Origin of the sequence: Roseiarcus fermentans (assembly GCF_003315135.1) — a bacterium.
Taxonomy (GTDB): Bacteria; Pseudomonadota; Alphaproteobacteria; order Rhizobiales; family Beijerinckiaceae; genus Roseiarcus; species Roseiarcus fermentans.
This window is the reverse complement of record NZ_QNRK01000010.1, coordinates 89377-114896: the sequence shown is the minus strand read 5'-3', so window position 1 is coordinate 114896 and position 25520 is coordinate 89377. Positions and strand designations below refer to the sequence as shown.

Sequence of the window (25520 nt, the reverse complement as noted above, 5' to 3'; positions counted from 1 at the left end):
AGGAGCGAAGCGACGCGGCGATCCAAGGGGGCGCGGCCAAGATCTGCCGTATGCCCCGCGTCGCCGCGCTTCGACGTTGGCGCAGGCGGCCCCTGGATCGCCGCGTCGCCCTTCGGGCTCCTCGCGAGGACGGCCGGGAAGCGTCATCGCCCGCCTCGGCGTCGACGACCGCCCGTCATTCCCAAGGCGCCCCTAGGCTTGGCGGTTACGATCGGTCCGCAAATCGAATTTGCCCAGACCGCTGCAAATGTCGCGGCCTCCTCGGGTCCTGGTGCGGCCTGGCGAACGTGACCAATCGAGGCCCCTCTCTTCCCTTTCGCTCGGGCGCCGCAGGATCGCGCCATCAGCGGACATGGGGTGGGGTCCCAGCTTCATTCGCTTTACAGACTTGGGAACGCCAGCGATGATCGGTTGGCGCAAGGTGGGGACGATCGTGGACGTCGGGGCTTGGCTCAAGAACCTCGGTCTCGGTCAGTACGAAGTTGGATTCAGGGACAACGCGATCGACGGAGACGTCCTGCCGAGCCTGACGGCCGAGGACCTGAAGGAGGTCGGCGTCGCCGCCGTCGGCCACAGGCGCAAATTGCTCGACGCAATCGCCGCCCTTCGGACCGAGCCCAAGACCGCGTCCGACACGACCCTCCCGCCCGAGCCGCCGCCGGCCGGTTCGCTTCACTCTCCCCCCTCGCCGCCCCAGAAGTCCGCCGACATCGCCGCCGAGCGCCGCCCTGTGACGGTGATGTTCTGCGATCTCGTCGGCTCGACGGCGCTGGCGGCGAAGCTCGACGCCGAGGACTGGCGCGACCTCGTCGGCGCCTATCTCGACGCCGCTTCGGAGGCCGTCGTCCATTTCGGCGGCCATGTGCTGAAGAAACTGGGCGACGGCCTCATGGCGCTGTTCGGCTACCCGAGCGCGCAGGAGAACGACGCCGAGCGCGCCGCGCTCGCCGCACTCGCGATCCTCGCCGCGCTCGATGCGCTGAACGCGCGAAATGAGATCAGGGGCCTGCCGAGACTCTCGGCGCGCATCGGCCTCGACATGGGGCCCGTCGTGGTCGACGCCACCGGCGAGGTGTTCGGCGAGGCGCCCAACGTCGCTGCGCGGACCCAGGCCGCTGCGGCGCCCGGAACTGCGCTCGTCACCGCCGCTGTGCAGCGCCACATCGCGGGCCGCTTCGTCGCCGAGGACAAGGGACCGCACGACCTCAAGGGCGTTTCCGGCCGGCCAATCCTCTATCGCCTCGTGCGCGCGAGCAGCGGCGCGCGGCGGGGCGGCGCGAGGTCGCTCACCCCGTTCGTCGGCCGCGAGGAGGACCTCGCCTTGCTCCTGCGCCGGTGGGAGCGCGCGCGGGGCGGCGAGGGCCAGTTCGTCCAGGTCGTCGGCGAGCCCGGTCTCGGCAAGTCGAGACTCGTCGAAGAGTTCCGCGCCCGCCTCGGCGAGACGCCCTGCACCTGGGTCGAGTGGGCCACGTCGCAACTCCTGCAGAACACGCCGCTCCATCCGCTCGCCGAATGGGGCCGGCTGCGTTTCGGCGGGGCCGACGTTCCGGCGGACAAGCGCCTCGCCGACCTCGAGGAGGCGCTCGGGCGCGCGAAGCTGGACGCGGGCGAGACCGCGGCCCTCGTCGCGCCTCTGCTCGACATCCCGGTTCCCGAGGCCCGCGCGCCAAGACGGGCGCCGGAGGAAGTGCGCCGCCGTCAGCTCGCCGCCCTGGCCGCCTGGATTGTCTCCGGCGCCCGCGCGCAACCCCTCGTGCTGGCTTTCGAGGACCTCCACTGGGCCGACCCGACCACGCTCGATCTCATGAAGACACTGGTCGACCGCGGCGCGGCGGCCCCGTTGTTCATCGTGGCCACGGCCCGTCCGGAGTTCCGCGCGCCCTGGGCGACGCGTTCGCATCACGGCGTCGTCTCGCTCGTGCCGCTCGACCGCGCCGAGATCCGCAAAATGGTCGGGACGATCGCCGAGCGGCATGCGCTGTCGAACGAGGTCATGGACGGCGTGACCGACCGTACCGGAGGCGTGCCGCTGTTCGTCGAGGAGGTGACGCGCCTCCTGCTCGAAGGCGGCGCACGGGGCGGCGCCCAGGCGATCCCGCCGACCCTCCAGCAGTCGCTTGCGGCCCGGCTTGATCGCCTCGGCGAAGCGCGCGAGGTCGCGCAGATCGGCGCGGTGCTGGGCCGCGATTTTTCCTATGGGATGTTGCGGTCTGTAGCCGCGATCAACCCTGTGGCCGCGGTCGCTGACCGCGGCGGCGGGGTCGCCGACCCCGCCCTACAACGCGGCGGCGCCCTTACCGAAGCCGCCCTGCAATCCGCCCTCGACAAGCTCGCGGAGGCGGACCTCCTGTTCGTCGAAGGCCACGCCCCCGACGCTGCCTATCGCTTCAAGCACGCGCTGATCCAGGACGCCGCCTACGAGAGCCTTTTGAAAATCCGCCGGCAGGCGCTGCACCGCCGGGCGGCTGAGGCGCTTCTCGCCGCGCTCGAACCGCAGCCGGAACTCGTTGCGCATCATTTCACGCAAGCCGGCGACACCGAGTCAGCGGTGGAATGGTGGGGCAAGGCCGGCGACGCGGCGCTCCGCCGCTCCGCCTTCCAGGAGGCGATCGCCCACCTCGGCAAGGCGATCGAGATGGCGGACAAGGCGCGTGACCGGGCGTCCCCGCAGGTCGATCGCGACTCGCGCGAGGCGCGCGCCAAGGTCCATGCGGGTTACGCCCTGGCCTCGATGATGACCAAGGGCTTCGGCGCCGAGGAGACGAAGGCGGCGCTGGCGAGGGCGGAAGTCCATGCCGGCGCGATCAGGACGCCTCGCGACTGGACCGTCCTTTATGGCCGCATTTCCGCCGACATGATGCGTGGCGACGGCCGCGCCGCGCGCGCCGGGGCTGAACGATTCCGGAAAGAGGCCGAAGCGCTTGGCCTTGCGGGACACGCGCTCTACGCTCGTCGCACGATCGCGTTCCTCAAGCTCATGGCGGCCGATTTCGCCGGCGCCGCCGCGGACCTGAGGACGGTGATCGCGGAGAGCGGAGCGCAGCTCGACCAGGAGTTGCTGGCGATTTTCGGCACGGACCTCCTGTGCTTCGCGCAAGCAACGCTCGGTCACACGATCTGGTATCTCGGCGAATTCGACGAATCCAGGCGTCTGTTCAAGGCGGCGCTCGATGGCGCGACGACGTGGGGCCAGGTTTCGTCCCAATGCGCGGCGCTCTTCAACGACGCTCTGGTCGGCGCGCGCGGCGGTCGCGCGGCGGCCGTCCTTCCGGTGGCCGAGACTCTGCTCACGCTTGCGGAAACGAACGAACTCAAGTTCTGGCGCGCCGCGGGCGCAAAGCTCGCGGGCTGGGCGCGCGTGCGCCTGGGCCAGCACGACGCCGCCGCGGCCTTCCGCGCCAGGCTCGAGACCGACGCCGAACTCGGCGCCAAGCTCAACCAGCCGACCAGCAAGGCGCTTCTGGCGGACGTCGAGCGGACCCTCGGACGCCATGACGAGGCGTTGGCCGCGGTCGCGCGGGGCCTCGCCATCGCGGACGAGACCGGCGAGGACTGGGTTCGCTGCTGGCTCCTGCGACTGCGCGGCGAAGTTCTGGTCGAAGCGGACGCCGCCGGCGCCGAAGCCGCCTACCGCGATGCGCTGCTCCTGTCGGTCGCGCAGGGCGCGCGCTCGGAGACGCTGTTGGTCTCCATCGCGCTCGCCAGGCTCTACCAATCGACCAGCCGTCCCGTCGAAGCCTACGCAGTTCTGAGCGACGCGCTGGAGGGCTTTGCGCCGACGTCCGAAATGCCCGCGATCGCCGAGGCGCAGGCGCTGATCGAGGATTGGGCTTAGGACCGCATCGGGCAAACTATGCGCTTTGAGGCAGCGGCCGCTGACATCGCTACGCTCGCCGTTTGCAGTCGCTGTTTGCAACGGCAGGTCTACGTCGATTCCCGCGTCGAGTGTAACTCCCAACCCCGTCATTGCGAGGAGCAACCCCCGGGTCGAAGAGCCCGGGGGGACGAAGCGATCCACGACGCCGTTTGCGTCCATTTTGCAAGGAGCCGCAACAGCAGCCCAACGGCCCCTGGGTCGCTTCCCCCCGGGCTCATCGACCCGGGGGTCGCTCGCGATGACGGCGTACTTCGGCGTCCATCTTGGGAGATACCTCGGGTTGCTTGGGACGCGCGGGGAAACCGGAGGCCTCGCCGGGCCGCCGCCCGCGGACATGAGCGAAGCGGCGCTGGAGGCGGCGGTCTACTCGCACCCTGCTGCCGGTGAGCAGGGCGTGGGGCGCCGCCGCTGGCGGTCGGGGATGTTCGCGCCCGATTCAACCACGCCGGCCGCCGAACCTGCCGGAAAGATCGTCAGGCGTCGCCGGTCGCCCGCCAGTGTCTTCGCTGGCAGACCGGACACTGGCAGATCTGGCGCTCGCCGCAGGCCGGCGGGATCTGCGTCGCGCCGTCGATCGCCTGGCGCGCCCTCTTCGCCGCTTCGAGAATTTCGATCGCTTCGTTGCGCCGGAACGACTGTGCAGCGGACTCCGTCCCGAACAGTCTCGCCAGCACCCTTTCAACCGCCTCGATCTCGATGTTGCTCGTCATCCCTCTGACCACGCTTGCCTCGGGGCCGGCCCGTACGCCTGACCCATTGCTCCCGATGGCGATCGGCGGAAGCGGATAACGAAAGATTGGTTCCTGCCGGCGTTGAAAAGTGGCCGCCCGCGTCGCCATTATCGGGAAGTTTACACAGAAAAACAATGCGGTCGTTTGTCGCGACGCGGAGTCTCGCTCGCGATCGCGCCGCCGCACACGAGGCCGCAGCCCGGAAATCCGGAGCGCCAGCGCGTTCGCGTTCGGGCAGCAGAGCGGGCTCCGACAGATGAGCTCGCCCCTTCCGAACGTTCGATTTGCCGGACCGGGCCAGAAGGGGGATAATCGCAGCGATCATCGGGAGGGAACGGGAATGGCGGCCGCCGCGGCCTTCGACGCCCAGCTTGCGCGTGACATCGTCGATCGCAGGAAGTCGGTCCCCGGGGCCCTGCTGCCGATCCTGCACGACCTTCAGACCGCGTTCGGCTACGTCGACGACGCGGCGATCCCGATCCTGGCCGAGTCGCTCAACCTGTCGAAAGCCGAGGTGCTCGGCGTCGTCAGCTTCTACCACGACTTCCGCCGCGCGCCGGCGCACGGACGCGTCCTCAGGCTCTGCCGCGCCGAGTCGTGCCAGGCGCTGGGGTGCGAAGATCTGGTCGCCCATCTCGCCGAGCGGCACGGGCTCGCGCCGGATGCGCAGGCCGACAGCCGGGGCCTGCGCATCGAGTCCGTCTATTGCCTCGGCAATTGCGCGCTGTCGCCGGCGGCGCTGATCGACGGCGAGCCGGTCGGCCGGCTCGATCGCGACGCGCTCGACCGTCTGGTCGCCGGCGCGGACAGGGGGCCGGTTTGAGCGCGCGGGTTTTCGTTCCGGGCGATTCCTCCGCCCTGTCGGTCGGCGCCGACGCCGTCGCCCGTGCGATTGCGCGCGAGGCCGCGGCGCGAGGCGTGGAGGTCGAAATCGTCCGCACCGGCTCGCGCGGCCTGTTCTGGCTCGAGCCGCTGGTCGAGGTCGAAAGCGCGCGGGGCCGGGTCGGCTACGGCCCGGTCGCGCCCGCCGATGCGGCCGCGCTGTTCGACGCCGGGTTCCTGAACGGCGGCGACCACCGCAAACGACTCGGCCTCGTCGCGGAGATCCCCTATCTCGCGCGCCAGCAGCGTCTGGTGTTCGCGCGCTGCGGACTCGTCGACCCGCTGTCGATCGAGGACTATCGCGCCCATGGCGGCCTCAAGGGGCTGGCGCGCGCCCTCGCGCTGAGGCCGGAGTCGATCGTCGACGAGATCGTCGCCTCGGGCCTTCGCGGCCGCGGCGGCGCCGGATTCCCGACCGGAATCAAGTGGGGCGCGGTCGCCAGCGTCCGGTCCGACCAGAAGTACATCGTCTGCAACGCCGACGAGGGCGACAGCGGGACCTTCGCCGACCGGATGCTGATGGAGGGCGATCCCTTCCTGGTCATCGAGGGCATGGCGATCGCGAGCCTCGCCGTCGGCGCCGACAAGGGCTATGTCTACATCCGCTCCGAATATCCGCACGCCTACGACGTGTTCAGCCGCGCCCTCGACTGCGCGCGCGCGGCCGGCGTCATCGGCGCGAGCCTGATGGGCGCGTCCCACGCCTTCGACATCGAGGCTCGGCTCGGCGCCGGCGCCTATGTCTGCGGCGAGGAGACGTCGATGCTGGAGAGCCTCGAAGGCAAGCGCGGCGAAGTGCGGGTGAAGCCGCCCCTGCCCGCCGTCTCGGGCCTGTTCGGCAAGCCGACCGTCATCAACAACATGCTGAGCTTCGCCTCCGCCCCGTGGATTCTGGAGCACGGATCGCAGGCCTACGCCGAATACGGCGTCGGCCGCTCGCTCGGGTCGCAGCCTTTCCAGCTCGCCGGCAACGTCCGCTTCGGCGGGCTGGTCGAGCTCGCCTTCGGCCCGACCCTGCGCCAGCTCGTCGAGGATTTCGGCGGCGGAACGCGGTCCGGCCGGCCGATCCGCGCCGTCCAGGTCGGCGGGCCGCTCGGCGCCTATTTTCCGGCGGCGCTGCTCGACACGGCCCTCGACTACGAGGCCATGACGCGCGCCGGCGGCCTGCTCGGCCACGGCGGCGTCGTCGTGTTCGACGACACCGTCGACATGGCGCGGCAGGCGCGGTTCGCCTTCGCATTCTGCGCCAAGGAAAGCTGCGGCAAGTGCACGCCCTGCCGCATCGGCTCGACCCGGGGCGCAGAGACGATCGACCGGATCATCGCCGGACAGGACCGGGAGACCAACGTCGCGCTCGTGCGCGACCTCTGCGAGGTGATGACCGACGGCTCGCTGTGCGCGCTCGGCGGCCTCGTGGCCCTGCCGGTGCTGAGCGCCCTCGACCATTTCGGCGAGGATTTCGTCAAGGCGCGCCGCCTCGGCGCCGCCGCCGAATAGGACCGTCGCCATGGCTCTGATGCAAGACCTCGACTTCGGAACCGCGTTCCCCGCCGGCGAAGCGACCGTGACGCTGACGATCGACGGCCGCCGGTTGAGCGTTCCCCCGGGAACCTCGGTCATGGCGGCCGCGGCCATGATCGACCGCGCCGTGCCGAAACTCTGCGCCACCGACAGCCTGGCCGCCTTCGGCTCCTGCCGTCTGTGCCTGGTCGAGATCGAGGGGCGCAGGGGAACGCCCGCCTCCTGCACGACGCCCGTCGACGCCGGCATGGTGGTCCACACCCGGACGCCGCGGCTGCAAAAGCTTCGCCGCGGCGTGATGGAGCTCACGATCTCCGATCATCCGCTCGACTGCCTGACCTGCAGCGCCAACGGCGACTGCGAGTTGCAGACCCAGGCCGGCGCTGTCGGCCTGCGCGACGTCCGCTACGGTCCCGATGGCGCGAGCCACCGCGCGGCGCCGACCGACGCCTCCAACCCCTATTTCACCTTCGAATCGTCGAAATGCATCGTGTGCTCGCGCTGCGTGCGCGCCTGCGCGGAGGTCCAGGGGACGTTTGCGCTGACGATTCTGGGCCGGGGCTTCGACTCGAAGGTGTCGCCCGGCGGCGCCGACTTCCTGTCGTCGGAATGCGTGTCCTGCGGCGCCTGCGTGCAGGCCTGCCCGACCGCGACCCTGAACGAGAAGACGGTGATCGCGACGGGAACGCCGGAGCGCACGGTCGTCACCACCTGCGCCTATTGCGGCGTCGGCTGCGGGTTCAAGGCGGAACTCGCGGGCGACGCGGTGCTGCGCATGGTCCCCGACAAGGGGGCCCGGGCGAACGACGGCCATTCCTGCGTCAAGGGCCGCTTCGCCTACGGCTACGCCACCCACAAGGACCGGATGCTGAAGCCGATGATCCGCAAGCGGATCGAGGACCCGTGGCGCGAGGTTTCGTGGGACGAGGCGATCGGCTACGCGGCGTCCGAACTCCGGCGCATCCAGAGCGAGCACGGGCGCAACGCGGTCGGCGCCATCAGCTCGTCGCGCTGCACCAACGAGGAGGTGTTCCTCGTCCAGAAGCTGGTGCGCGCCGGCTTCGGCAACAACAACGTCGACACCTGCGCCCGCGTCTGCCACGCCCCGACCGGCTTCGGCCTGTCGCGCGCCTACGGAACCTCGGCCGGCACGCAGGACTTCAAGTCGGTCGACAAGGCGGACGTGGTGATGGTGATCGGCGCCAACCCGACCGACGCGCACCCGGTGTTCGCCGCGCGACTGAAGAGGCGGCTTCGCGCCGGCGCCCGGCTGATCGTGATCGACCCGCGGCGGATCGATCTGGTCAGAAGCCCGCATGTCGCGGCGGATCAGCACCTCGCGCTCCGGCCCGGAACCAACGTCGCGGTCCTCACCGCGATGGCGCACGTCATCGTCACCGAGGGGCTGGTCGACGAGGCCTTCGTCGCCGAGCGCTGCGACGCCGGCAATTTCGAATCGTGGGCGCGCTTCGTCGCCGAGGACCGCCACGCGCCCGAGGCGGTGGCCGAAGCGACCGGCGTCGACCCCGCGGAGGTGCGCAAGGCGGCGCGGCTCTATGCGACCGGCGGCAATGGCGCCATCTACTACGGCCTCGGCGTCACCGAGCACGCGCAAGGGTCGACGGCGGTGATGGCGATCGCCAACCTCGCCATGGCGACGGGAAACATCGGCCGCGACGGGGTCGGCGTCAACCCGCTGCGCGGCCAGAACAACGTCCAGGGCTCGTGCGACATGGGCTCCTTCCCGCACGAGTTCTCGGGCTATCGTCACGTGACCGACGACGCCGCGCGCGAGACGTTCGAACGGATGTGGGGCGTGGCCTTGAGCAGCGAGCCCGGCCTGCGCATCCCCAACATGATGGACGAGGCGATCGAGGGCGCGTTCAAGGGCCTCTACCTGCAGGGCGAGGACATCGCCCAGTCCGATCCGGACACCAAGCACATCACCGCCGGCCTCAAGGCGATGGAATGCGTGATCGTGCAGGACCTGTTTCTGAACGAGAGCGCGCGCTACGCCCATGTGTTCCTGCCGGGTTCGTCCTTCCTCGAGAAGGACGGAACCTTCACCAACGCCGAGCGGCGGATCAGCCGGGTGCGCAAGGCGATCGAGCCGCTCGCCGGCAAGGCCGACTGGGAGACGACCATCGCGCTTGCGCAAGCGATGGGCGTCTCGATGCCCTACGCCCATCCGAGCGCGATCATGGACGAGATCGCCGCCACGACCCCGACCTTCCGCGGCGTGTCCTACGCGCGGCTCGACGCGCTCGGCTCGATCCAGTGGCCGTGCAACGACGCCGCGCCGGCCGGCACGCCGATCATGCACGTCGACCGCTTCGTGCGCGGCAAGGGGCAGTTCATGCTGACCGAATACGTGCCCACCGAGGAGCGGGTCGGGCCGCGGTTCCCGCTGCTGCTGACCACCGGCCGAACCTTAAGCCAGTACAATGTCGGGGCGCAGACGCGGCGCACCGCCAACGTCGCCTGGCACGCCGAGGACGTGGTGGAGATCCATCCCTTCGACGCCGACGAGCGCGGCATCGTCGACGGCGACCTCGTCGCCGTGCAAAGCCGGACCGGCGAGATCGCGCTCCCGGCCCGGGTCAGCGAGCGCGTGCAGCCCGGCGTCGTCTACACGACCTTCCACCACCCGATCACCGGCGCCAACGTGGTCACGACCGACAATTCGGACTGGGCGACCAACTGCCCCGAGTACAAGGTCACCGCCGTCCAGGTCCGGCGCACCAATGCGCTCTCCGCCTGGCAGCAGCAGGATCGGGACGAGGCGATCCGCCTGCGCCGCATCGAGGGGGCGCACGTCGATGCCGCCGAGTGAAGGCTGCGCGACCGCGGAGGCCGCGGCGCGCGCCATCTTCTACGACGGGACCGCGCCCGGACCGCCGTCGGCGCGCACGGTCGCGGTCGAGGCGCCGGTCGAGATCGTCGTCGGCGGCGCGCCGTTCGCGGTGATGATGGCGACGCCGCAGGACCTCGTCGACTTCGCCTACGGCTTCGCGCTGACCGAACGTCTCGCCGAGCGGGCGGAGGACATCCGGGGGGTCGAGAGCGAGGCGCTCGAGGGCGCCTTCCGCCTGACGCTGGCGCTGTCGGGCGAGCGGCTCCAGGCGCATCTCGCCCGAAGGCGGGCGATCGGCGGGCGGACGGGCTGCGGATTGTGCGGCGTCGAAGACCTGAGCCAGATGCCGGGGCCCCTGCCCGCGCGCGGCCCGGCGCCGCCGGTCGCGCCGGCGTCGATCGGCCGGGCGCTGGCCGAGCTCGACAGCCGCCAGCCGCTGAACGCCCTGACCCGCGCCGTGCACGCCGCCGCCTGGTGCGCCCGCGATGGTTCGATCGCGCTCGTGCGCGAGGACGTCGGCCGCCACAACGCCCTCGACAAGGCGATCGGCGCGCTCTGGCGCACGGGCGCCGACGCCGCCGACGGCTTCTTCGTCATCACCAGCCGCTGCTCGTTCGAGATGGTCGTCAAGGCGGCGATCTTCGGCGCGCGCACGCTGGTCTCCGTGTCGGCGCCGACCTCGCTCGCGCTCGAGCGCGCCCGCGCCTTCGGCATGACCGTCGTCGCCGTCGCGCGCAAGGACAGCGGCTTGAGCTTTTGCGGTCGCGGCGGGGAGAAGGCGGAGATGGCGGCGTGACCGAGGGCAAGGCGGCCAAGCTCGTGCGGATGGCGAACCAGATCGGCGACTTCTACGCCGCCATGCCGGACGAGGAGGCGACCACGGGCGCCGCCTCGCACCTCAGCGCCTACTGGACGCCCAAGATGATCGACGAGCTTCTCGCAGTCGCGGACACGGCGTCGGCCGGGCTGAACCCGACGGCCGCGCATGCCGTCGAGACTTTGCGGCGCGCGCGCCGGGGCTGACCGGGGCGCTGCGGGGGCGTTCACCGCGGCCCTTCCGCTACGGAAATTTGGATTTGCCCCGCCCCCTCCGCGGGCAGAGGCGAGGCTTCCGCGAAGCCCGCCCTTGCGGACATTTGGATTTGCTTGGATTCTCTTGTCCGAAACAAGCGATTCCAACGGCTTGCGCGCGACCTCGCGCGGAATTTTTAACGTCGTGCGCTTCCCGCTCGCGAACGGCGTCTCCGTTCGGCGACTGTCGGAACCCCTTGCGCTTTGCCTTGACTTCTCATGAGGAGACCAGAGCGCGACTTCCGTTTTTCCGCAAACAAACCTCCGGCCGGCCTCGCCCGCCTTCGGGGGCAATGTTCAGACAGCCGGGGCGGCCAACGCGTCCCGAATCGGTCGCGGCGCGGGCGGAGACTCTCAGAAAGCCGTCGTCCGACCAACGAACGGGATGGACACCTTCCGCCGTTCGGGGTCCTCGCAGTGAACACAACCCTTCGACCCGTCGCCGCGGTTCAAGTTCGTGCCGATGAAAGGCAGGACCGCGTAAATTGCGGGCGTCCGCGGGGCGTGGCGGACGTGTCCTATCTGACGCTTTGCTGCCCTTGCGGTTGGTTCCGCTACGGAAGAGCGCCAGGAGCGCTCGTTGCTACCGAAATGCCTTGCAAGCCACGCAAACTCAGCTTTGCGGCGTCGCAGCCGAGCCGCGCGCGAGCCGCCTCCTGCTCATGTCACCGAGCGCGCGGCCGCTTCCAGTCCTTGCAAGCGCGATTTTAGTCGCTCGAGATCGGTCGGTTCAACTTTGCCCGTGCAACCGGTTATGATCTTCTGGCCGCGTGTAACAAGGCCCGCCTCGATTTCGGGATCGTTTGCGCACACGCGGATGTCCGAGAGGGCTCGGATGAGCCGCAGGCTCACGGCCGCGTCCGCTGCGGCGTAGTGGCGAATCTGTTCGAAGGCGAGATCGAGGAGGCCGTCGAAAGCGATCCAAGGAACCGCGAGGCGCAACACGTGCGGAGGATCGTAATAGAAGCCGCACGGCGGAACCCGGCATACCCACATAATTAAAATGGAAGATAGTTGATCGACGCATGTGATTGCGGTTGTGGGGTCGTTCACGGCCGGAGAAATCGCCCTCAGACCGATGTCGACAATCTGCACGACGCCAAACTCAACGTCCTGTTGCAGGGTGCGCGTCGGCCCCAGATCGATGGCCGAAAGCAGCGCTGCGCGGCGTTCCGCCGTGATCTTGTCGCCGCGCGTCAGATGCATGAGCGGCACGCCTTCCGGGACGAAGTGGCCGATGCGACGCTCGATGCGAATGGCCACGCGATACATCTTGGCCAAGGCGCGCAGGCGTTCGATGTCGATGAATCGGATGTAGCCGGATCGCTGACTTGTAATCGCAACATCCAGCGGGCCCGCAAAGGATCCCGCGATCTCTGCGCGCTGGAACGGCTTGCGCGGCTCCGGCATCAACTCATCGATGACGAGCTCGGTTTCCCGGGCGATGCGGTCGACGATGTGGTTTACGCTGATCGCGTTGGAGATATGATAAATGAAGTAGATCAAGACGCTGACGCAGAGGGGTGCGAGCGCCATCGCGACCGCGATGGTCAGCACCGGAACGAAAGGCTCCGGCGCCGAGCGTGCGGCGGGCAACGCGGCAATGCAATAGCAGAACGTGCCAAGGAACATCCCAAGCGTCCATTGGGTCGCCTGGTCGCGCACGAAGTTTACCAAGATACGCGGCGAGAATTGCGTCGACGCCAAGGTTAGTGTCATCAGTAATATTGCGAATACAATGGAAACGACCGTCATCGTGGACGTTGCAATCGTCGCGAGAATCGTCTGAGCGACTTGTGGATCGGCCTGTGACGGAAACAACGCTAGCGGAACCCAGCTGCGCGCGGCGGGAAACGCCTCTTCGAATTCAGAAAGGAATGCGCCGGCGGCGCCGAGCAGAAGCGCTATGGCTAACGGCCGTACGAGAAAGCCGCCACGCAGTCGGTACCCGACAGTTCGCAGCGGGACGGAAAAGCGATCAAACATAGTAAAGCTGTGGTCTTGAGCGCTCCGCACCGGACAGGCCGCGCCCAGGCGCCGTCAATGCATTAAACCGCATCACTTTGTCCGAGCCCAGCAATTCTTCTCGACCGTTCGAAGCGACGTCGCGGTTGGCGTCTCACTTCGGAGCCGGCTCAGATTCCGGACCGCATCGCTGTCTGGAAAACGCATCGGGCCGCGGCGTCGTCCATGGCCTCCGAGGTCCTTCGCTAATCTCAACCTGTCAATGAAGTCCCCAGTGCGAAGCGACGACCGATCCCGTCATCAGCGCGAAGACAAAAAAGATCAGGCCGACCATAGCGCCCCACCGAAAGCTGACGCCTGCCCCGACGAGAACCAGGCCCCAGAATAGGACTGTTAGCAATTTCATGGCGATGCGGCGGCGGCGGGTGTCGGCGTGGACCCTGAATGCTGCAAATTTCTCGAGACGCTCAGGGGACTAGGGCCCACCGAACAGAAGGCGCGCGGTTAATCCAAAGCAGACTGCGACTGCGAGCAGCGCCGCGAGACGGGCAAGCAAGTTCGCAGCCGAGCGCAACCGATGATCACGCGCATCGTCGAGAGCCTGGACATGCAGCAGGGAGCCTGGGATGACCGATCCGTAAGGTGAGAACCTTCGCATGAAACCACTCCGAACTTTCGCCTTAATCGTTGATAGGCCCTGGGCGTATAAGCAAGCGATATGGAACGCGTCCTCCGGAAGTAAAATTTCCATGAGGACCAGGGTCACGGGTAGGACCGGCAAGTATCTTGCCGCGATCCGCGCAACGAGAGTCGCCCTCGCTGCTTATCCTACGCTTGCGGTGCGGACCTGCCTCCGCGAGTCAGATTCAGAACGCCGCGCCCCGCGCAGCCAGGACTTGCTCGGCGATCGGACCGGGCGCGAGCGCCGGAAGATCTCCCAGCAGAGTCTCGATCACGATCACCGACATTCGATCCCGCGAGCGCCAGAATCGGAATGGCGTGCGCGAAGCGGCCGAGGGACATAGCAATCGCCGTCGTAACGTTCCACCACGGCGTAGCGCCCGTCGACCGGCGCGCGCGCCGTCGGCGAGAAGGCGCGGGTCGGCGACGACGCCGGCCGCCAGCCCGGAAAGACGGGCGAAGAGGGTGAGTTCCGGGCGCCAGCGCCGCCGGCCGGCCGTCGATCGAGAGTTTCCGGCTGTCGACTGGCGCCCATGAAGAGGAGGCCCGATTCGCGGTCTCGACTGTCATCGTCGGTCAGAGCAGACTCGGCCGCCGCGGCCGAAGCTCGCGCAATTCAAATCAGCAATCGGAGCCGCGGTCTCCTGGCGGCAGACCAGCGCCGCTCGACCATGGACGTTGCAGGCCGATGCGGCGTTCGAACCATCGCCGGGCGCCAGCGTCGCGAACACGAGCCAAACGATGACCAGGACGCCGGCGACGCCAAGCCAAAGCTCTTTGCTTGGCGATGACGCCGGTCGGCCGAGGCCGCCCGGCGTCTAATCCTTTCCGTGCGGCGGCCTCGCCGCGCCGGGCGCCCGGCTTGCGGCGGCGGCCGAGGAGCGCGCGCGCCGGATCGCGATGCCGACGGAGCCGTCGATGACGTCGATCTTGCGGACGCTGACGCGCACGCTCTGCACCCGCTCGCGCCGCAACACCGCCTCCGCGACCTCCTCCGCCAGCGTTTCGACGAACTGCACGTGGCCGCGCCCGACCGCGAGCCGGATCGAGTCGAGGATCACGTCGTAGGAGAAGATCGAGCGCAGATCGTCGGCCGGGCCGGACGAACGCCGCACCGCGGCCTCGACGTCGAACACCACGCGCTGCGGCGCGCTGCGTTCGAAATCGTAGCCGCCGACGGACGCCGAAACGACGAAGTCGCGGACGTAGATGTGGTCGACGTCGCTGTCGCGCGCGTGGCCGCTGGTTTCGCCGGCCGGCGGCCGGCGGTCGAGGGCCGGCGATCCGTCGCCGTCGGGCCGCTCGCTCGGGATGAGATCGCGGATCAGGGCGAAGCGCTGGGGGTCGAGCCGGCCCGTGCGATCGGGGCCGCGGCGGAGCGCGCCCCGGAATCCGAGAACATCCGGCTCGACCAGCAGGAGACGCGGCGTGTCGGGGGCTTCGAGGGCGCCCGCCAGCCCGCTCGCAAGCCCCAGCGCGCGGCATCGGGCGCAGAAGGCGTCGAGGCGGGCGATGTCGAGATGATCGAGCAGCCGCCCGGCGCTCCCGGCGCGCGTATCGAGCATCGCGCCTGGAAAGCCGAGCGCCGCGAGCTTCGCCAGGAGATCGAAATCCGGCGCCGCGTCGGCGATCAGGACGCCAACGAGGCGGCGCTGTTTGGCCAGCGGCGCCAGCACGCCGGCGAGACGCTCGAGCGAGCGGCCGTCGAGCGCGAGTTCGAGGGCGTCGACGCCGGCCGCGCCGAGCGCGTGCGCGCGCTCGGCCAGGGCGCCGCCCTCATCGGGCGGTTCGCCGAGCGAGGCCCGGGTTTCCCGCCGGCCGGCGACCCGGGCGACGACGGCCCGCGCGAGGGCCGGATCGACGGCGGCCATCGCGCCGGCCGCCGAGAGACCGATGATGTCGGCGCCGAGCCGGACGGCCTCGTCCGCCTCGGCGACATCCGTCACGGTGGCCAGCATCCGCGTCATCGCGTCCTCTCCCGGGTCCGGCGCGACCCTGTCACGCCCGCCTCCGCCTGAAACGCGGCCGAGGGCGCGCGTGGTCCGGTCGCGACCCGCGAGCCGGGCGGCCGTCGGCCTGGACAGAGCCGGGCGGCGGCGACGCGTCGAGCCGCGCGCCGCGACATCCAGCCGTCCCTCGAGCCCATGAAACCGATTCCGCGCGCCGCCCGGCCGCATTGTCGGGGCTGCGGCGAAATTAATCCAGCCTTTCGGGAGGCGCGTCGGCGATCGGCGCCCCGGGCCGGCGCCAGCGCTCCTCGCGGAGCAAGACGACGAAGGCGATCCGCGACGATCCCTGCGCCGGTCACATCATGACGCGGGCGATGCAGCCGTCGCGGACAATCAGCCGGTTCGCCGCCTCGTCGGCGTCGCGCGGATTGACGTGCGAGGAGGCGACGCGCCAGGCGCCGTCGTCGCCTCTGACGAACACCTTGAACTGAATGCAGATCGGGACGGCGACGGGACGGGTCATGGCGAAATCTCTTGAACAACGGGACAAAACGAGGATCGGGGACTGTCAGACGTTCATGAGGGCCCACGCGGCTTCGGCGAGCGTCGCCGCGGCCGCCGGCTCCGCGACGGAACCCGTTGTCCTGTCGGCATGATGGTCTCGACGGAGCAGCTTGCCCGACATCCGCCCGTCTTCGCCAACGAAGACGTCAACGACGCCATTGGGCTCTGATGCTGCGCTTTCCAAATTCAAGTCCGTCGCAAGCATCGCTCGCTCCTCGTTTTGCGTCGCCGCCCAACTGTATTGTCGTGATGATAGTTCTACATCGACGGCAATAAACACAATTCGTCAAAATGACGCAGCTTGCAATGAATTGCAATCTCCAGCCGCAATAGTGGTCAACTATCTTCAGCAGGAAACGAAGACTTCCAGGCTGGCCGACGCCGACGAACGCTCTGTGCGGCTCGGTGTTCCCGTCCGAGTCCCGCGACGCCAACGGGGCTCGCCGCTGCGACATTGTCCGGCGTTCCGACAGCGGTCGAGACATACCCGAAAGCGCCCGTCGGCGAGGGAGGCGGGCGCCGCGGCGCCGGAAGGCGGAAAAAAGGCGCCGGATGTTGGCGGCGTACCGACTACCCCTCCTCCCAGGGCCGCACGCCTTCGCGTCCGATCGCGCGCGCCGCGTCGGCGATCCGGACGCCCGCGACCGTCCGGTCGGGCGCGATTTCCGCCAGCGGGACGAGCACGAAGGCGCGGCGCATCAGCTCCCTGTGGGGCAGGACGAGCCGCTCGTCGGCATGCGCGGCGTCGCCGTAGAAGAGAATGTCGATGTCGATCACCCGCGGTCCCCAGCGTACGGTGTCGACCCGCCCGAGGTCGCGCTCGATCGCCTTGACCGCGTCGAGGAGCGCCAGCGGCGCGAGCCGCGTCGTTCCGATCGCGCAGGCGTTGGCGTAATCCGGCTGCGGCACGCCGCCCCACGGCGCCGTGCGCCAGAGCGAGGAGACGGCGGCGATCGCGACCACGTCGCGGCTGCCGAGCGCGTCGATCGCGGCGCGGATCGAGCCGACGGGATCGCCGACGTTGCCGCCGAGACCGAGCGCCACCTCGACCGGATCAGGCGGTTTCGATGGCATGGACAACCTTGAAGGCCGCGGCGTGCTCGGCGACGTCGTGGACGCGAAAGACGGCGGCGCCGAGCGCCAGCGTCGCGAGGTTGGCGGCGAGCGTGCCGATCAGCCGGCTCTCGACGCCGGCGCCGAGCAGGTCGCCGAACAGGCGTTTTCGCGAGACGCCGATCAGCGCCGGCAGGCCGAACGCCGCGACGAGCCGGGGGGTCGCCTTGAGCGCCTGCAAGTTCTGGCCTTTGGTCTTGCCGAAGCCGACGCCGGGATCGATCAGCATGCGCGCGCGAGGAATCCCCGCCCGGTCGGCGAGCGCGAGCGACCGCTCGAAGAAGGTCAGCATGTCGGCCACGATGTCGATCTCCGGATCGACCGCGGCGCGGTTGTGCATCATCACCACCGCCGCTTCGCCCTCCGCGACCACGCCCGCCATGTCTGGGTCCTTCTGCAGGCCCCAGACGTCGTTGACGACGCTGACGCCGAGCGCGATCGCCCGGCGGGCGATTGCCGCCTTGGATGTGTCGATCGACACGGGCGCGGAAATACGGGCGAGCAGCGGCCCGAGCACCGGCTCGAGGCGCCGCCACTCCTCCTCGAGCGGAACCGGCGTGTGGCCGGGCCGCGTCGACTCCGCCCCGACGTCGACGATGTCGGCGCCGTCGGCGACCAGCTTCTCGGCCTGCGCCAGCGCCAGGTCGAGCGACAGGAACCGTCCGCCGTCGGAAAACGAGTCCGGCGTGACGTTGAGAATGCCCATGATCGCGGGACGGACGCCGATCAGCCCGAGAAAGGCGTCCCGGCGACGATCGCGGTCGGGTTTCGTCGCGTGGGCCATGGAGGGGAGCGTAACCCGAAGTCGCGGCCGATCCAATTGCATCATGCTTCGGCCGCGGGCCGCAGGCGTCCCGCGGCCGCTACGGCTTCTTCCCGTCGGGGCCGAATTGCGCGAGATAGGCGATGACGTTGGCCACGTCCTGGTCCTTCGGCAGGCCCGGGAAGGCCATTTTCGTGCCGGGAACCACCGCGCGCGGGCTGTGCAGATATTTGGTCAGCGTCGCCTCGTCCCAGATGAGGCCGGAGTTCCTGTTGGCGTCGGAATAATTGTAGCCGGGGACCGTTCCGGCCTTGCGCCCGACCACGCCGTTGAGATTGGGGCCGACGAAGTTTTTCGCGGTTTCGCCGACCTGATGGCAGACCTTGCACAGCTTGAAGGTGGCAGCCCCCGCCGCCGGGTCGCCCGCCGCCTGCGCCGCGCCCGCCGAAGCGGCGAGCGCCAGAGCGGACATGATGGTCACGAGAATTCCCCGCACGCGCTGGTCCTCCGGCTTCTTGCCCCTCGTCGCTCCGCCGCGGTCGCCGCCGGGCCCGCGCGGCCGGCGGCTTTGTGTCGCGCCGGGGCCGGATCGTCAAGAACGGGGTCATCAAACCGCGGCGCCCTCCCAAGGGCGACGGCCGCCGCGCCATGCGCGAGACGTCAGACGAGGCGCACGAAACAGGGATATTTCGCGAGGACCGGGTCGGCGGTGACGAGCGTCAGCCGCTCGATTGTCGCCTGCGCCGCCAGCATCCGGTCGAAAGGGTCCTTGTGGATCGGCGGAGGGCGAAGGCCGCGCCGAGCGTCGGACCCGCGCAGCCCGCTGAGGCAAGGCGGTCCATGCCGAACGGGCGGCCCTCGAACGCCGCCCATGCCACGAACACTTCGACAAACCGAAACTCGACATTCGGTCGCGGTCAGAGATTATCCCTGCGGCTGGTTCCTAACGCTTTTCCAGCCACAGCGCGCCGCCGGGATTATTGAGGAAGGCGGGATAGGTCGCTTCGATCTCCTTCCGCGCATTCTTGTAGAAATAATCGTTGAAGAATACGATTCGCCACTGCGGATTATTGCTGAGCATGAGCCGCACGGCGTAGATTTCATTCCACGAACGGTTTTCATCGACCGCCCAAGAACGCGGATACTCGAACGGCCAGAACATGTCGTGGAAATGCACCAAGACGCCGGGCCTCAGGCGCGGCACGATCTCGAGAAGCTCGAAGCACACGTCGCTGCCTGTGCGCAGCACATGCGTCGAGTCGATAAACAGAATGTCGCCTGCTTCAAGTTCCTGGAATAACTCAAGCGGCGCCTGCTGGACGGGGATATCGAGCCGGCGCACGTTCAAAGCGGTCGAACCGACAACTCGATCGAGAAGTTCGGGATAGGGTTCGATGAATGTGACCTGGCACGGCGTTTCGAAGAAGCGCTCGATCGTGTCGATCGTGCAGGCCGACGACCAACCGGAGCCAATTTCGATCAGCCGCTTCGGGCGGTTCCGGCGCAACATGGCGTGGAGGACGCTACCGTCGCCCCAGGCGTAAGCCGGGTTGTCGAACCCGTAGCGCAGCCCGTCCCCTGGCGACGCGCCAAAGGGGATTGTCGCAAGGAACGGCAGGAAGGTTCGCCACGCGTCGAGCATACGATCGCGGTCGACGTCGATTCCCGGGAGGGAAAGGTGCGGTCCGCTTGCCTCGACCCGGTCAAGATGCCGAGCGGCCTCGCCGGGATTGACGATGGGCGAATAGTAGTGGCCGGGTGGCACGTACAGGTTTGCAACGCGCGCTGCGAATTCGGCGCTACCCAGAAATTCCTCGGCGAGGTCGGCGGCCGAGCGGCCGCCGATGAGGGCGCTCACGTATTTCTCCAGTCCCGGCGGATCCGGCTCGCGGCCCAAGTATCCTTTGTAATAAGAGTGAACCAGGCGCCGCGCGTCTCTCTCGTTTGAAATCTTCACCGGCCCCTCCGCGCGTATCGGCGAACACGAGACTAGTCAGAGTGGCCGGAACCGACAAGGATAACGCCTTCAGCCCTCCCTGGATCGAAGCCGTGAGGGAGCCGCCTCCGCCGATTCGGCTGCTTCAGCCAATTGCCCTTCGGAAAGGTCGGCGCGAATGAGTCTCGACAGTTCCATCGTCGGCGTCGCCCAATCCCACACCTGGGGGCTTCGAGACGCCGAGAGGCGTGAAAAGTCTAGATACTGGCGATGGACTTCCTCGGTTGCGACCCGAATGCTGTTCGTCACGAAGATGGGAAACTCGCGGTGGGCTTCGATGTCGGAAGCGACAACCGGAAGTCCCATGGCCAACGCTTGTGCGATACCGAGGTTGTATCCCTCCCATTTGGAAAAATTCATGTAAAGGTCGGCAGCGGCGTAAAGTTCGTGAAGACTTTTGTCGGTAACATTGGCGAACACGGAGAGCCCGTATTCGGTCATCTCCGTCACGTCTTTCTCTTCCGCCCTCCCCGCCAGCGCGAAGACAATACGTCCCTGAGTATCCGGGTGCTCAAACCACAGTTCCTCGCGCACACTCGTATAGCTGTCGAGTCCCTTGTATCTTCGTTCGCCCTCAGTGAACCGGCAGCAATTCAAGATGACGAATTGGTTTTGCCAGCCCATCTCCTCCCGAATCGTCTCGCGCCTCTCGCGCCATTCATCCGACCACGCCGGCATATGAGAGTTGGCGTTTCGCAGAACGACGACCTTGGGCTGCAAAGACTGATTACGGATTGTGTCGGAGATAGCGAATACGCGGCGAGCCAGGGCTGCGCAGAACCGCTTCTCGTTGTTGACGTCCTCGCGCGCGGCCCGATCGGCGAACAAATCCGGGCAGGGCTCGCCGTGGTCGACAAAATAGACCAGAGGGCGCTCCCCGAGATACCGTGTCACCGAGTAAAAAGGCGGCGTGTGAACGACAATGGCATCGACGTTCTCACGAACAGCTACGATTGCAGCGATCTCTGGCGTCGCGGCGACAATGCGGCGGCACCCTTCGTAATCAAACTCATTGCGCGCCTCGGGACCGGCAACGATGACCGCGAAGCCATCCTTTACCAGCCGCTCCGCCTGCATTTTCAAGACGAGAGGGACGCCGTGGCCGAAGGCGTGCACCTGGCTCAGAAACATCACCGTTTTCTTTCGTCCAGCAGTCGATCTCCGCCAGGGCGGCGTGCGGCGAGGTGGAAAGGCGAGGTCGTCCGTACGTTGGAGCGAAAGGTTGCAGCTGTAATAGGGATCGTTGCGAATCGCGCGGGAATAGGATTGTCGTGTATAGATCGCCTCGCGGAAGAACCACCGCCGCCGCGCGTCGGTGGTGTCGTAGCCGCGCGACTTCGACTCGTGATGCACCAGGAGCGGTTCGGCAATGTAGAGGTTGCGGTAGCCTCGCTCGAGCAAATTTAAACAAAATGTCGTGTCATTGAACGCCACTCTCAGCGTCTCGTCCAGTCCCCCAACGGATTGATAAACGTCGCGGCGCACCGCGAGCGCCGCGCCCGTGACCGACGAAAGCTCGCGCGTCACATCCGTGCTTGCTGCCTCCTCCAGCCTGACGCCGACGAGACGGTGGGCGGCGACTCCCGAGACGCCGACATTGCAGCCGGCATGCTGAATGGCGCCGTCCGGATAGAGCAGCTTCGCGCCGACCACGCCGACGTCCGCTTCCAGACAGGGTGAAGCCAGGCGCTCGATCCAACCCGGGTCGATCACTTCCGTATCATTGTTGAGGAGGATCAGGACATCGCCCGTCGCCCGCCGTGCGCCGAAATTGCATAACCGCGCGAAATTGAAGTCGGCGCCGTCGGAAATCACCACGACATTGGGAAGAGAGCGAAGCTCCTCGAAATAGTTTGCCGCCTCATCGGTCGTCGAGCCATTGTCGACAATCACAAGTTGCACCTTTTCGCGCGGATACGTGCTCTTGGCCTGAATGCTGTCGATGCAGGCGCGAAGCAGGGAGATACGGTCGCGGGTCAAGATGACGATGCTGACGCTCGGCAGGAGCGCAGGGTCGAATCGAGGCGCAAATGACCGAGCGCGCGTCAGGTCGCGGGCGCCGATCGGCAGCGAATAGATCGGATACGGGAGATGCGCGACTGCTCTGCGCTCGGGCGCCAGCAAGGCTTCGGTCAGGGCGTCCGCGCGACCTTTGCGTAGGTCATCGACAATTTCCGCCAATTTCGCTGGCGTGACCCGAGATTGGCGGGCGAGCACGCAAGGTCCCGTGTAGAAGCGCTCCTTGAGGTATTGCGGTGAAAACACTGGCTTGAATCGCGGTTCCGCCCTCTCGCCCTGGTCAGAGATCAGGTCGTGGTCCGAATAGGCAAACTCGGGGGACTCGTCTTTTGCCGCGCGCGCGAAAACATAGAGTGCGTGAGGCGCCAGGCGCACGGCGCCATGCATGATGAGAATGTACGCCGCGGTTGTGGGCGGCAGGGAGGCTCCGCCACCCGAATCCGACAAGATGAGGACATTCGGCAAGCTGGCGAGAACCGCGCCGGTCTGCGTTCGAACCGCCTCGTCGATATCTCGGGTGAAAACGAAGGCCGTGCTTTGCGAAGTAAGAAGTTGGCCACGATGAGCAGTGACGATGGCCTCTATGTCATCGCAGGCTTGCGCGTCGAGGACATGAAAGACGGCGATCGCCGGCAGGCCGCCTGAGGCGCAGTCCGCGCGAATGAGGGCCAGGTCCTCGTCAGCGAGCGTGTCGAACAGCCGAATCCAGGCGGCGTAATCGGATTCGCCAAAAATCTTCGCGCCTGCGGCTCTGCCCTTGAGCAGATAGTGCTCGATGCAACTCTCGTCAGGCGCCATCTCATTCGCGTACTCGATACGATAGAGAAGTGGACTGAATTGTCTCCCCGGTCGACGCTCCTCCTTCGCCCCGTAATCGAGGTAGTGGTCGAAGACATCGATTTCTGCGTCACGAAGATCGGGATAGTAAGCGCGATACCATTCGGCTTCGAACAGCCCGGAGGCCAGGAGTTCTTTGCCCAGGCGCGCTCGATGCAATTCCTCTGCCGGGATCGGCGGCGCGGGACGCCCTCTGGTTTGCCCGATGCGAAGGAAATGTTCGAGGGGACCCATGCCGGACTGGGCGCTGTCGGGCCACGATTCGGCATAGGCGCGCGAATCGAACTGAGGGCCGGGCAACCGCCCCTCGCCGTCCCCATGCTTGGAAAAGTGAAACAGCGGGTCGACACCCGACCTCAAGACGTCGGGGTAGCGCCAAAGATACCAATCAGGGTCGAAATATTCAGAGGCGCCGATCAGGGAAATTCTCTCCTGCAGCGCGTGGTTGCCGCCTATTCGCTGGAGAACGTTCGCAATCAAGCTCTTCATCAACCACCATACCATTTCGAGATACTGCAATTGCGAGAAGGGGTCGACACCTCGTGAACGTCCGATCTGCGCAACACAAAGCGCTAGGTTCGACGCCTCGAGTCATTCGACATAAGACTCCTGTTCGTTATCGGCGCAGCGATAGCATATTGCCACGCTTTGTGCACGGCGTTCTTCTTCCATGTTAGGCGCGCGCGATTGCGGCGAGGCGAGGCGCTCTCCATCCGGGCCAGCTCCGGAATATCGGGGTTTGCGGGATTGGGAACATTCAGCCCGTCGCAGATCCGGACTGACGTTGCCCAGAGGCTTCCGCCCGGGCGCGCCAGCTGTCGGCGGCGACGCCACTCGTCGTCCCTTGCTCCACGCCGCGCGCACGACCGGGCGCCGCGCGCGCGGCGCGACGCGCAGGAGGTGGGCGCGCAGGGCCGGAATAATGCGACTCACGCGCCAGCCGGCGCCGGGACCGGCCCGGCCACGGCGACCTGCCGGACGTCGCCGACGAAGGCGCCGAGCAAATCGGCGACCGCGCCCGGCGCGCCGCTCGCGGGCGTCATCGCATAGACGACCTTGTCCGGGCGGATGACGGCGACGTGGCCGCGCCGCGCCCCGGCGGCGCGGAACCATGCGACCCCTTCGCCGCTCAGGTCCTCGACCTCGACCAGCGCTCCGGCGGCCGGGCCTCGCCTGACCGCATGCCCCTGGGTGCGCTCCCCGTACGGATAGAGCGCCACGAACGCGACGCCGAGCGCCGCGAGCCGGGCGAGGATGTCTGCGTCGAGGCCGGCGCGCGGGTCGCAGGCGTAGCCGACCAGCGCGCAGTCGTCGCCGAGAACGTCGTCGAGCAGCGCCCGGCGCCCATCCGAGGTTCGCACCTGCGGTTGCGGAATCGGGCGCCCCTCGGCGCCGTTGCGCCGCCCCCTCGGCCGGCCGAAATAGGCGCCGTTGGGGTAGGTCGGCGGCGGCTTGAAGCGCCCCTCCCGCAGGTAGTCGTTGACCCACGGCGTGTTCAGCAGGGCGCGGATCGTGACGTTGCGGAGAGCCGCGAGGACCGGATTGGCGATCGAGACGAAGTCCTTCATCTTGACCGAGATGTCGATCATCTCGCGCGCGTGCGGCTTGCGCTCGCTCTCGTAGCTGTCGATCAGCTTCGGGTCCGCGCCCTTGGCGAGCACGGCGTCGAGCTTCCAGGCGAGGTTGTAGGCGTCGCGCACGCCCGAGCTCATGCCCTGCCCCATGAATTGCGGCGTCATGTGCGCGGCGTCGCCGGCGATCAGCACCCGGCCCTCGCGCCAGCGCTCGGCGACGAGCGCGTTGAAGGTGTAGACGAGCTTTCGCAGCACCTCGACCTTGTCGACCTCGACATGCCGGGCGAGCAGCGAGCGCACGGTCGCGGGGTCCTCCATCTCCTCCCGCGTCTGGCCGGGCATCAGCAGGAATTCGAAGCGGTGGCGGCCGTCCGGCTGCGGGCACGACACGGTCGGCTGCTTCGGATCGCAGTGAAAGTTGAAATACGGCAGGTGGCGCAAGCAGTCCTCGCCCGCCTTCGCCTGGATGTCGACGACGAGCCAGGGCTCGGGAAAGCTTTTTCCCGCCATCTTGATGCCGAGGCGCGCGCGCACGCCGCTGCGCCCGCCGTCGCAGGCCACGAGCCAGCGCGCCCGCGTGCGGCTGGTCTCCGACGGTCCGGCGGCGGGCGCCGCCGCCTGGCCGTATTCCGTTCCCGAACTGGCGGCGTGCTCGATCGTCACCCATGCTTCGTCCTGGGAGAAGCCGACGAGCTCGCGGCCGCGCAGCGCCGTGACGTTGGGGTGGCGTTCCAGCAACTTCTCCATTTTGGTTTCGAGATAAGGCTGGTAGAAGAAGTTGCTCAGCGCCCAGCCGTAGGGCCTGGCGGTGCGACGGAGTTGGCCCAGCACCGACCCGTCCTCGAGCACCCACTGGACCGTGGTGTCGACCAGCATGTCGGCTTCGAGATCGGCCGCGACGCCCGCGGCCTGAAAGATCCGCATGCATTCGTCGTCGGTGTAGACCGCGCGGGCGTTGGCGTAGAACGTCGGCTCGCGCTCGAGCGCCAGCACGCGCAATCCGCGCCGGCCGAGCAGGTGGGCGAGCGTCAGCCCGGTCGGGCCGAGCCCGATGATCGCGACGTCGTAGCTGTCGTGAAAAGCCGCCCTGTTCATGAATGATCCTCCCGTCGTTCGATGGTTT

17 protein-coding genes and 1 pseudogene are annotated in these 25520 nt (G+C 67.8%); 6 read left to right on the top strand and 12 right to left on the bottom strand.

What is annotated here, in order from left to right:
• Positions 1 to 403 precede the first annotated feature (403 nt).
• Positions 404 to 3835, top strand: a complete 3432-nt coding sequence (locus DFR50_RS10865; protein ID WP_170153158.1) for an adenylate/guanylate cyclase domain-containing protein — start codon at positions 404 to 406, stop codon at positions 3833 to 3835.
• A gap of 515 nt (positions 3836 to 4350) precedes the next feature.
• Here the strand turns inward: DFR50_RS10865 and DFR50_RS10860 are convergent.
• Positions 4351 to 4599: a hypothetical protein gene (locus DFR50_RS10860; RefSeq protein WP_210208860.1), complete on the bottom strand. Its 249-nt coding sequence runs from the start codon at positions 4597 to 4599 to the stop codon at positions 4351 to 4353.
• Between the two features lie 349 nt (positions 4600 to 4948).
• On the opposite strand from DFR50_RS10860, the gene DFR50_RS10855 reads away from it, so the two are divergent.
• Genes DFR50_RS10855 through DFR50_RS10835 form a run of 5 tightly spaced genes read left to right on the top strand, consistent with a single transcriptional unit; the run spans position 4949 to position 10888 of the window.
• A complete protein-coding gene (locus DFR50_RS10855; RefSeq protein WP_113889219.1) occupies positions 4949 to 5431 on the top strand; it encodes an NAD(P)H-dependent oxidoreductase subunit E in 483 nt (160 codons plus the stop codon).
• Positions 5428 to 6987, top strand: coding sequence for a formate dehydrogenase beta subunit (locus tag DFR50_RS10850; RefSeq protein WP_113889218.1), 1560 nt, complete (start codon positions 5428 to 5430; stop codon positions 6985 to 6987). The genes DFR50_RS10855 and DFR50_RS10850 overlap by 4 nt, the downstream gene beginning before the upstream one ends.
• A gap of 10 nt (positions 6988 to 6997) precedes the next feature.
• A complete protein-coding gene (gene fdhF, locus DFR50_RS10845) occupies positions 6998 to 9844 on the top strand; it encodes a formate dehydrogenase subunit alpha (protein WP_113889217.1) in 2847 nt (948 codons plus the stop codon).
• The gene (fdhD, locus tag DFR50_RS10840; protein WP_113889216.1) at positions 9831 to 10661 is read left to right on the top strand and encodes a formate dehydrogenase accessory sulfurtransferase FdhD; all 831 of its coding nucleotides are present in this window, start codon (positions 9831 to 9833) and stop codon (positions 10659 to 10661) included. Before fdhF ends, fdhD begins: the two co-directional genes overlap by 14 nt.
• Complete coding sequence (locus DFR50_RS10835) at positions 10658 to 10888, top strand: formate dehydrogenase subunit delta (RefSeq protein ID WP_245427616.1); 231 nt, start codon at positions 10658 to 10660, stop codon at positions 10886 to 10888. The genes fdhD and DFR50_RS10835 overlap by 4 nt, the downstream gene beginning before the upstream one ends.
• Before the next feature lie 708 nt (positions 10889 to 11596).
• Here DFR50_RS10835 and DFR50_RS10830 read toward each other — a convergent pair.
• From DFR50_RS10830 to mhpA, 11 genes and pseudogenes are all read right to left on the bottom strand, one after another.
• Positions 11597 to 12922, bottom strand: coding sequence for a DUF2254 domain-containing protein (locus DFR50_RS10830; protein WP_113889215.1), 1326 nt, complete (start codon positions 12920 to 12922; stop codon positions 11597 to 11599).
• A gap of 960 nt (positions 12923 to 13882) precedes the next feature.
• Positions 13883 to 14152: pseudogene (locus tag DFR50_RS33555) on the bottom strand (hypothetical protein); the annotation flags it as partial.
• A 248-nt stretch (positions 14153 to 14400) separates the two neighbouring features.
• Positions 14401 to 15549, bottom strand: coding sequence for a (5-formylfuran-3-yl)methyl phosphate synthase (locus DFR50_RS10820; protein WP_170153157.1), 1149 nt, complete (start codon positions 15547 to 15549; stop codon positions 14401 to 14403).
• A 337-nt stretch (positions 15550 to 15886) separates the two neighbouring features.
• Entirely contained in the window at positions 15887 to 16054 is a 168-nt protein-coding gene (locus DFR50_RS32035) for a hypothetical protein (protein ID WP_170153156.1), read from the bottom strand.
• Positions 16055 to 16099: 45 nt separating this feature from the next.
• Positions 16100 to 16300, bottom strand: coding sequence for a hypothetical protein (locus DFR50_RS31340; RefSeq protein ID WP_147262727.1), 201 nt, complete (start codon positions 16298 to 16300; stop codon positions 16100 to 16102).
• A 365-nt stretch (positions 16301 to 16665) separates the two neighbouring features.
• Positions 16666 to 17169, bottom strand: coding sequence for a 2-amino-4-hydroxy-6-hydroxymethyldihydropteridine diphosphokinase (gene folK / locus DFR50_RS10815; protein WP_113889213.1), 504 nt, complete (start codon positions 17167 to 17169; stop codon positions 16666 to 16668).
• Positions 17150 to 17992 carry a dihydropteroate synthase gene (gene folP, locus DFR50_RS10810; protein ID WP_210208859.1) on the bottom strand — a complete coding sequence of 281 codons (843 nt, stop codon included), beginning with the start codon at positions 17990 to 17992 and terminating at the stop codon, positions 17150 to 17152. Before folP ends, folK begins: the two co-directional genes overlap by 20 nt.
• Positions 17993 to 18071: 79 nt before the next feature.
• Positions 18072 to 18467 carry a c-type cytochrome gene (locus tag DFR50_RS10805; RefSeq protein ID WP_113889212.1) on the bottom strand — a complete coding sequence of 132 codons (396 nt, stop codon included), beginning with the start codon at positions 18465 to 18467 and terminating at the stop codon, positions 18072 to 18074.
• A gap of 447 nt (positions 18468 to 18914) precedes the next feature.
• Entirely contained in the window at positions 18915 to 19928 is a 1014-nt protein-coding gene (locus tag DFR50_RS10795; RefSeq protein ID WP_113889211.1) for a class I SAM-dependent methyltransferase, read from the bottom strand.
• Between the two features lie 69 nt (positions 19929 to 19997).
• Entirely contained in the window at positions 19998 to 23312 is a 3315-nt protein-coding gene (locus DFR50_RS10790; RefSeq protein ID WP_113889210.1) for a glycosyltransferase, read from the bottom strand.
• 440 nt (positions 23313 to 23752) lie between these two features.
• Positions 23753 to 25492 carry a bifunctional 3-(3-hydroxy-phenyl)propionate/3-hydroxycinnamic acid hydroxylase MhpA gene (gene mhpA, locus DFR50_RS10785; RefSeq protein ID WP_113889209.1) on the bottom strand — a complete coding sequence of 580 codons (1740 nt, stop codon included), beginning with the start codon at positions 25490 to 25492 and terminating at the stop codon, positions 23753 to 23755.
• Between the last annotated feature and the right edge of the window lie 28 nt (positions 25493 to 25520).

Bases quoted from the DNA above. Each gene is read 5' to 3' on its own strand.
- DFR50_RS10865 (WP_170153158.1), top strand. From the start codon at position 404: ATGATCGGTTGGCGCAAGGTGGGGACGATCGTGGACGTCGGGGCTTGG.
- DFR50_RS10855 (WP_113889219.1), top strand. From the start codon at position 4,949: ATGGCGGCCGCCGCGGCCTTCGACGCCCAGCTTGCGCGTGACATCGTC.
- fdhF (WP_113889217.1), top strand. From the start codon at position 6,998: ATGGCTCTGATGCAAGACCTCGACTTCGGAACCGCGTTCCCCGCCGGC.
- fdhD (WP_113889216.1), top strand. From the start codon at position 9,831: ATGCCGCCGAGTGAAGGCTGCGCGACCGCGGAGGCCGCGGCGCGCGCC.
- DFR50_RS10830 (WP_113889215.1), bottom strand. From the start codon at position 12,922: ATGTTTGATCGCTTTTCCGTCCCGCTGCGAACTGTCGGGTACCGACTG.
- DFR50_RS10820 (WP_170153157.1), bottom strand. From the start codon at position 15,549: ATGACGCGGATGCTGGCCACCGTGACGGATGTCGCCGAGGCGGACGAG.
- DFR50_RS32035 (WP_170153156.1), bottom strand. From the start codon at position 16,054: ATGACCCGTCCCGTCGCCGTCCCGATCTGCATTCAGTTCAAGGTGTTC.
- DFR50_RS31340 (WP_147262727.1), bottom strand. From the start codon at position 16,300: ATGCTTGCGACGGACTTGAATTTGGAAAGCGCAGCATCAGAGCCCAAT.
- folK (WP_113889213.1), bottom strand. From the start codon at position 17,169: ATGCCATCGAAACCGCCTGATCCGGTCGAGGTGGCGCTCGGTCTCGGC.
- folP (WP_210208859.1), bottom strand. From the start codon at position 17,992: ATGGCCCACGCGACGAAACCCGACCGCGATCGTCGCCGGGACGCCTTT.
- DFR50_RS10790 (WP_113889210.1), bottom strand. From the start codon at position 23,312: ATGAAGAGCTTGATTGCGAACGTTCTCCAGCGAATAGGCGGCAACCAC.
- mhpA (WP_113889209.1), bottom strand. From the start codon at position 25,492: ATGAACAGGGCGGCTTTTCACGACAGCTACGACGTCGCGATCATCGGG.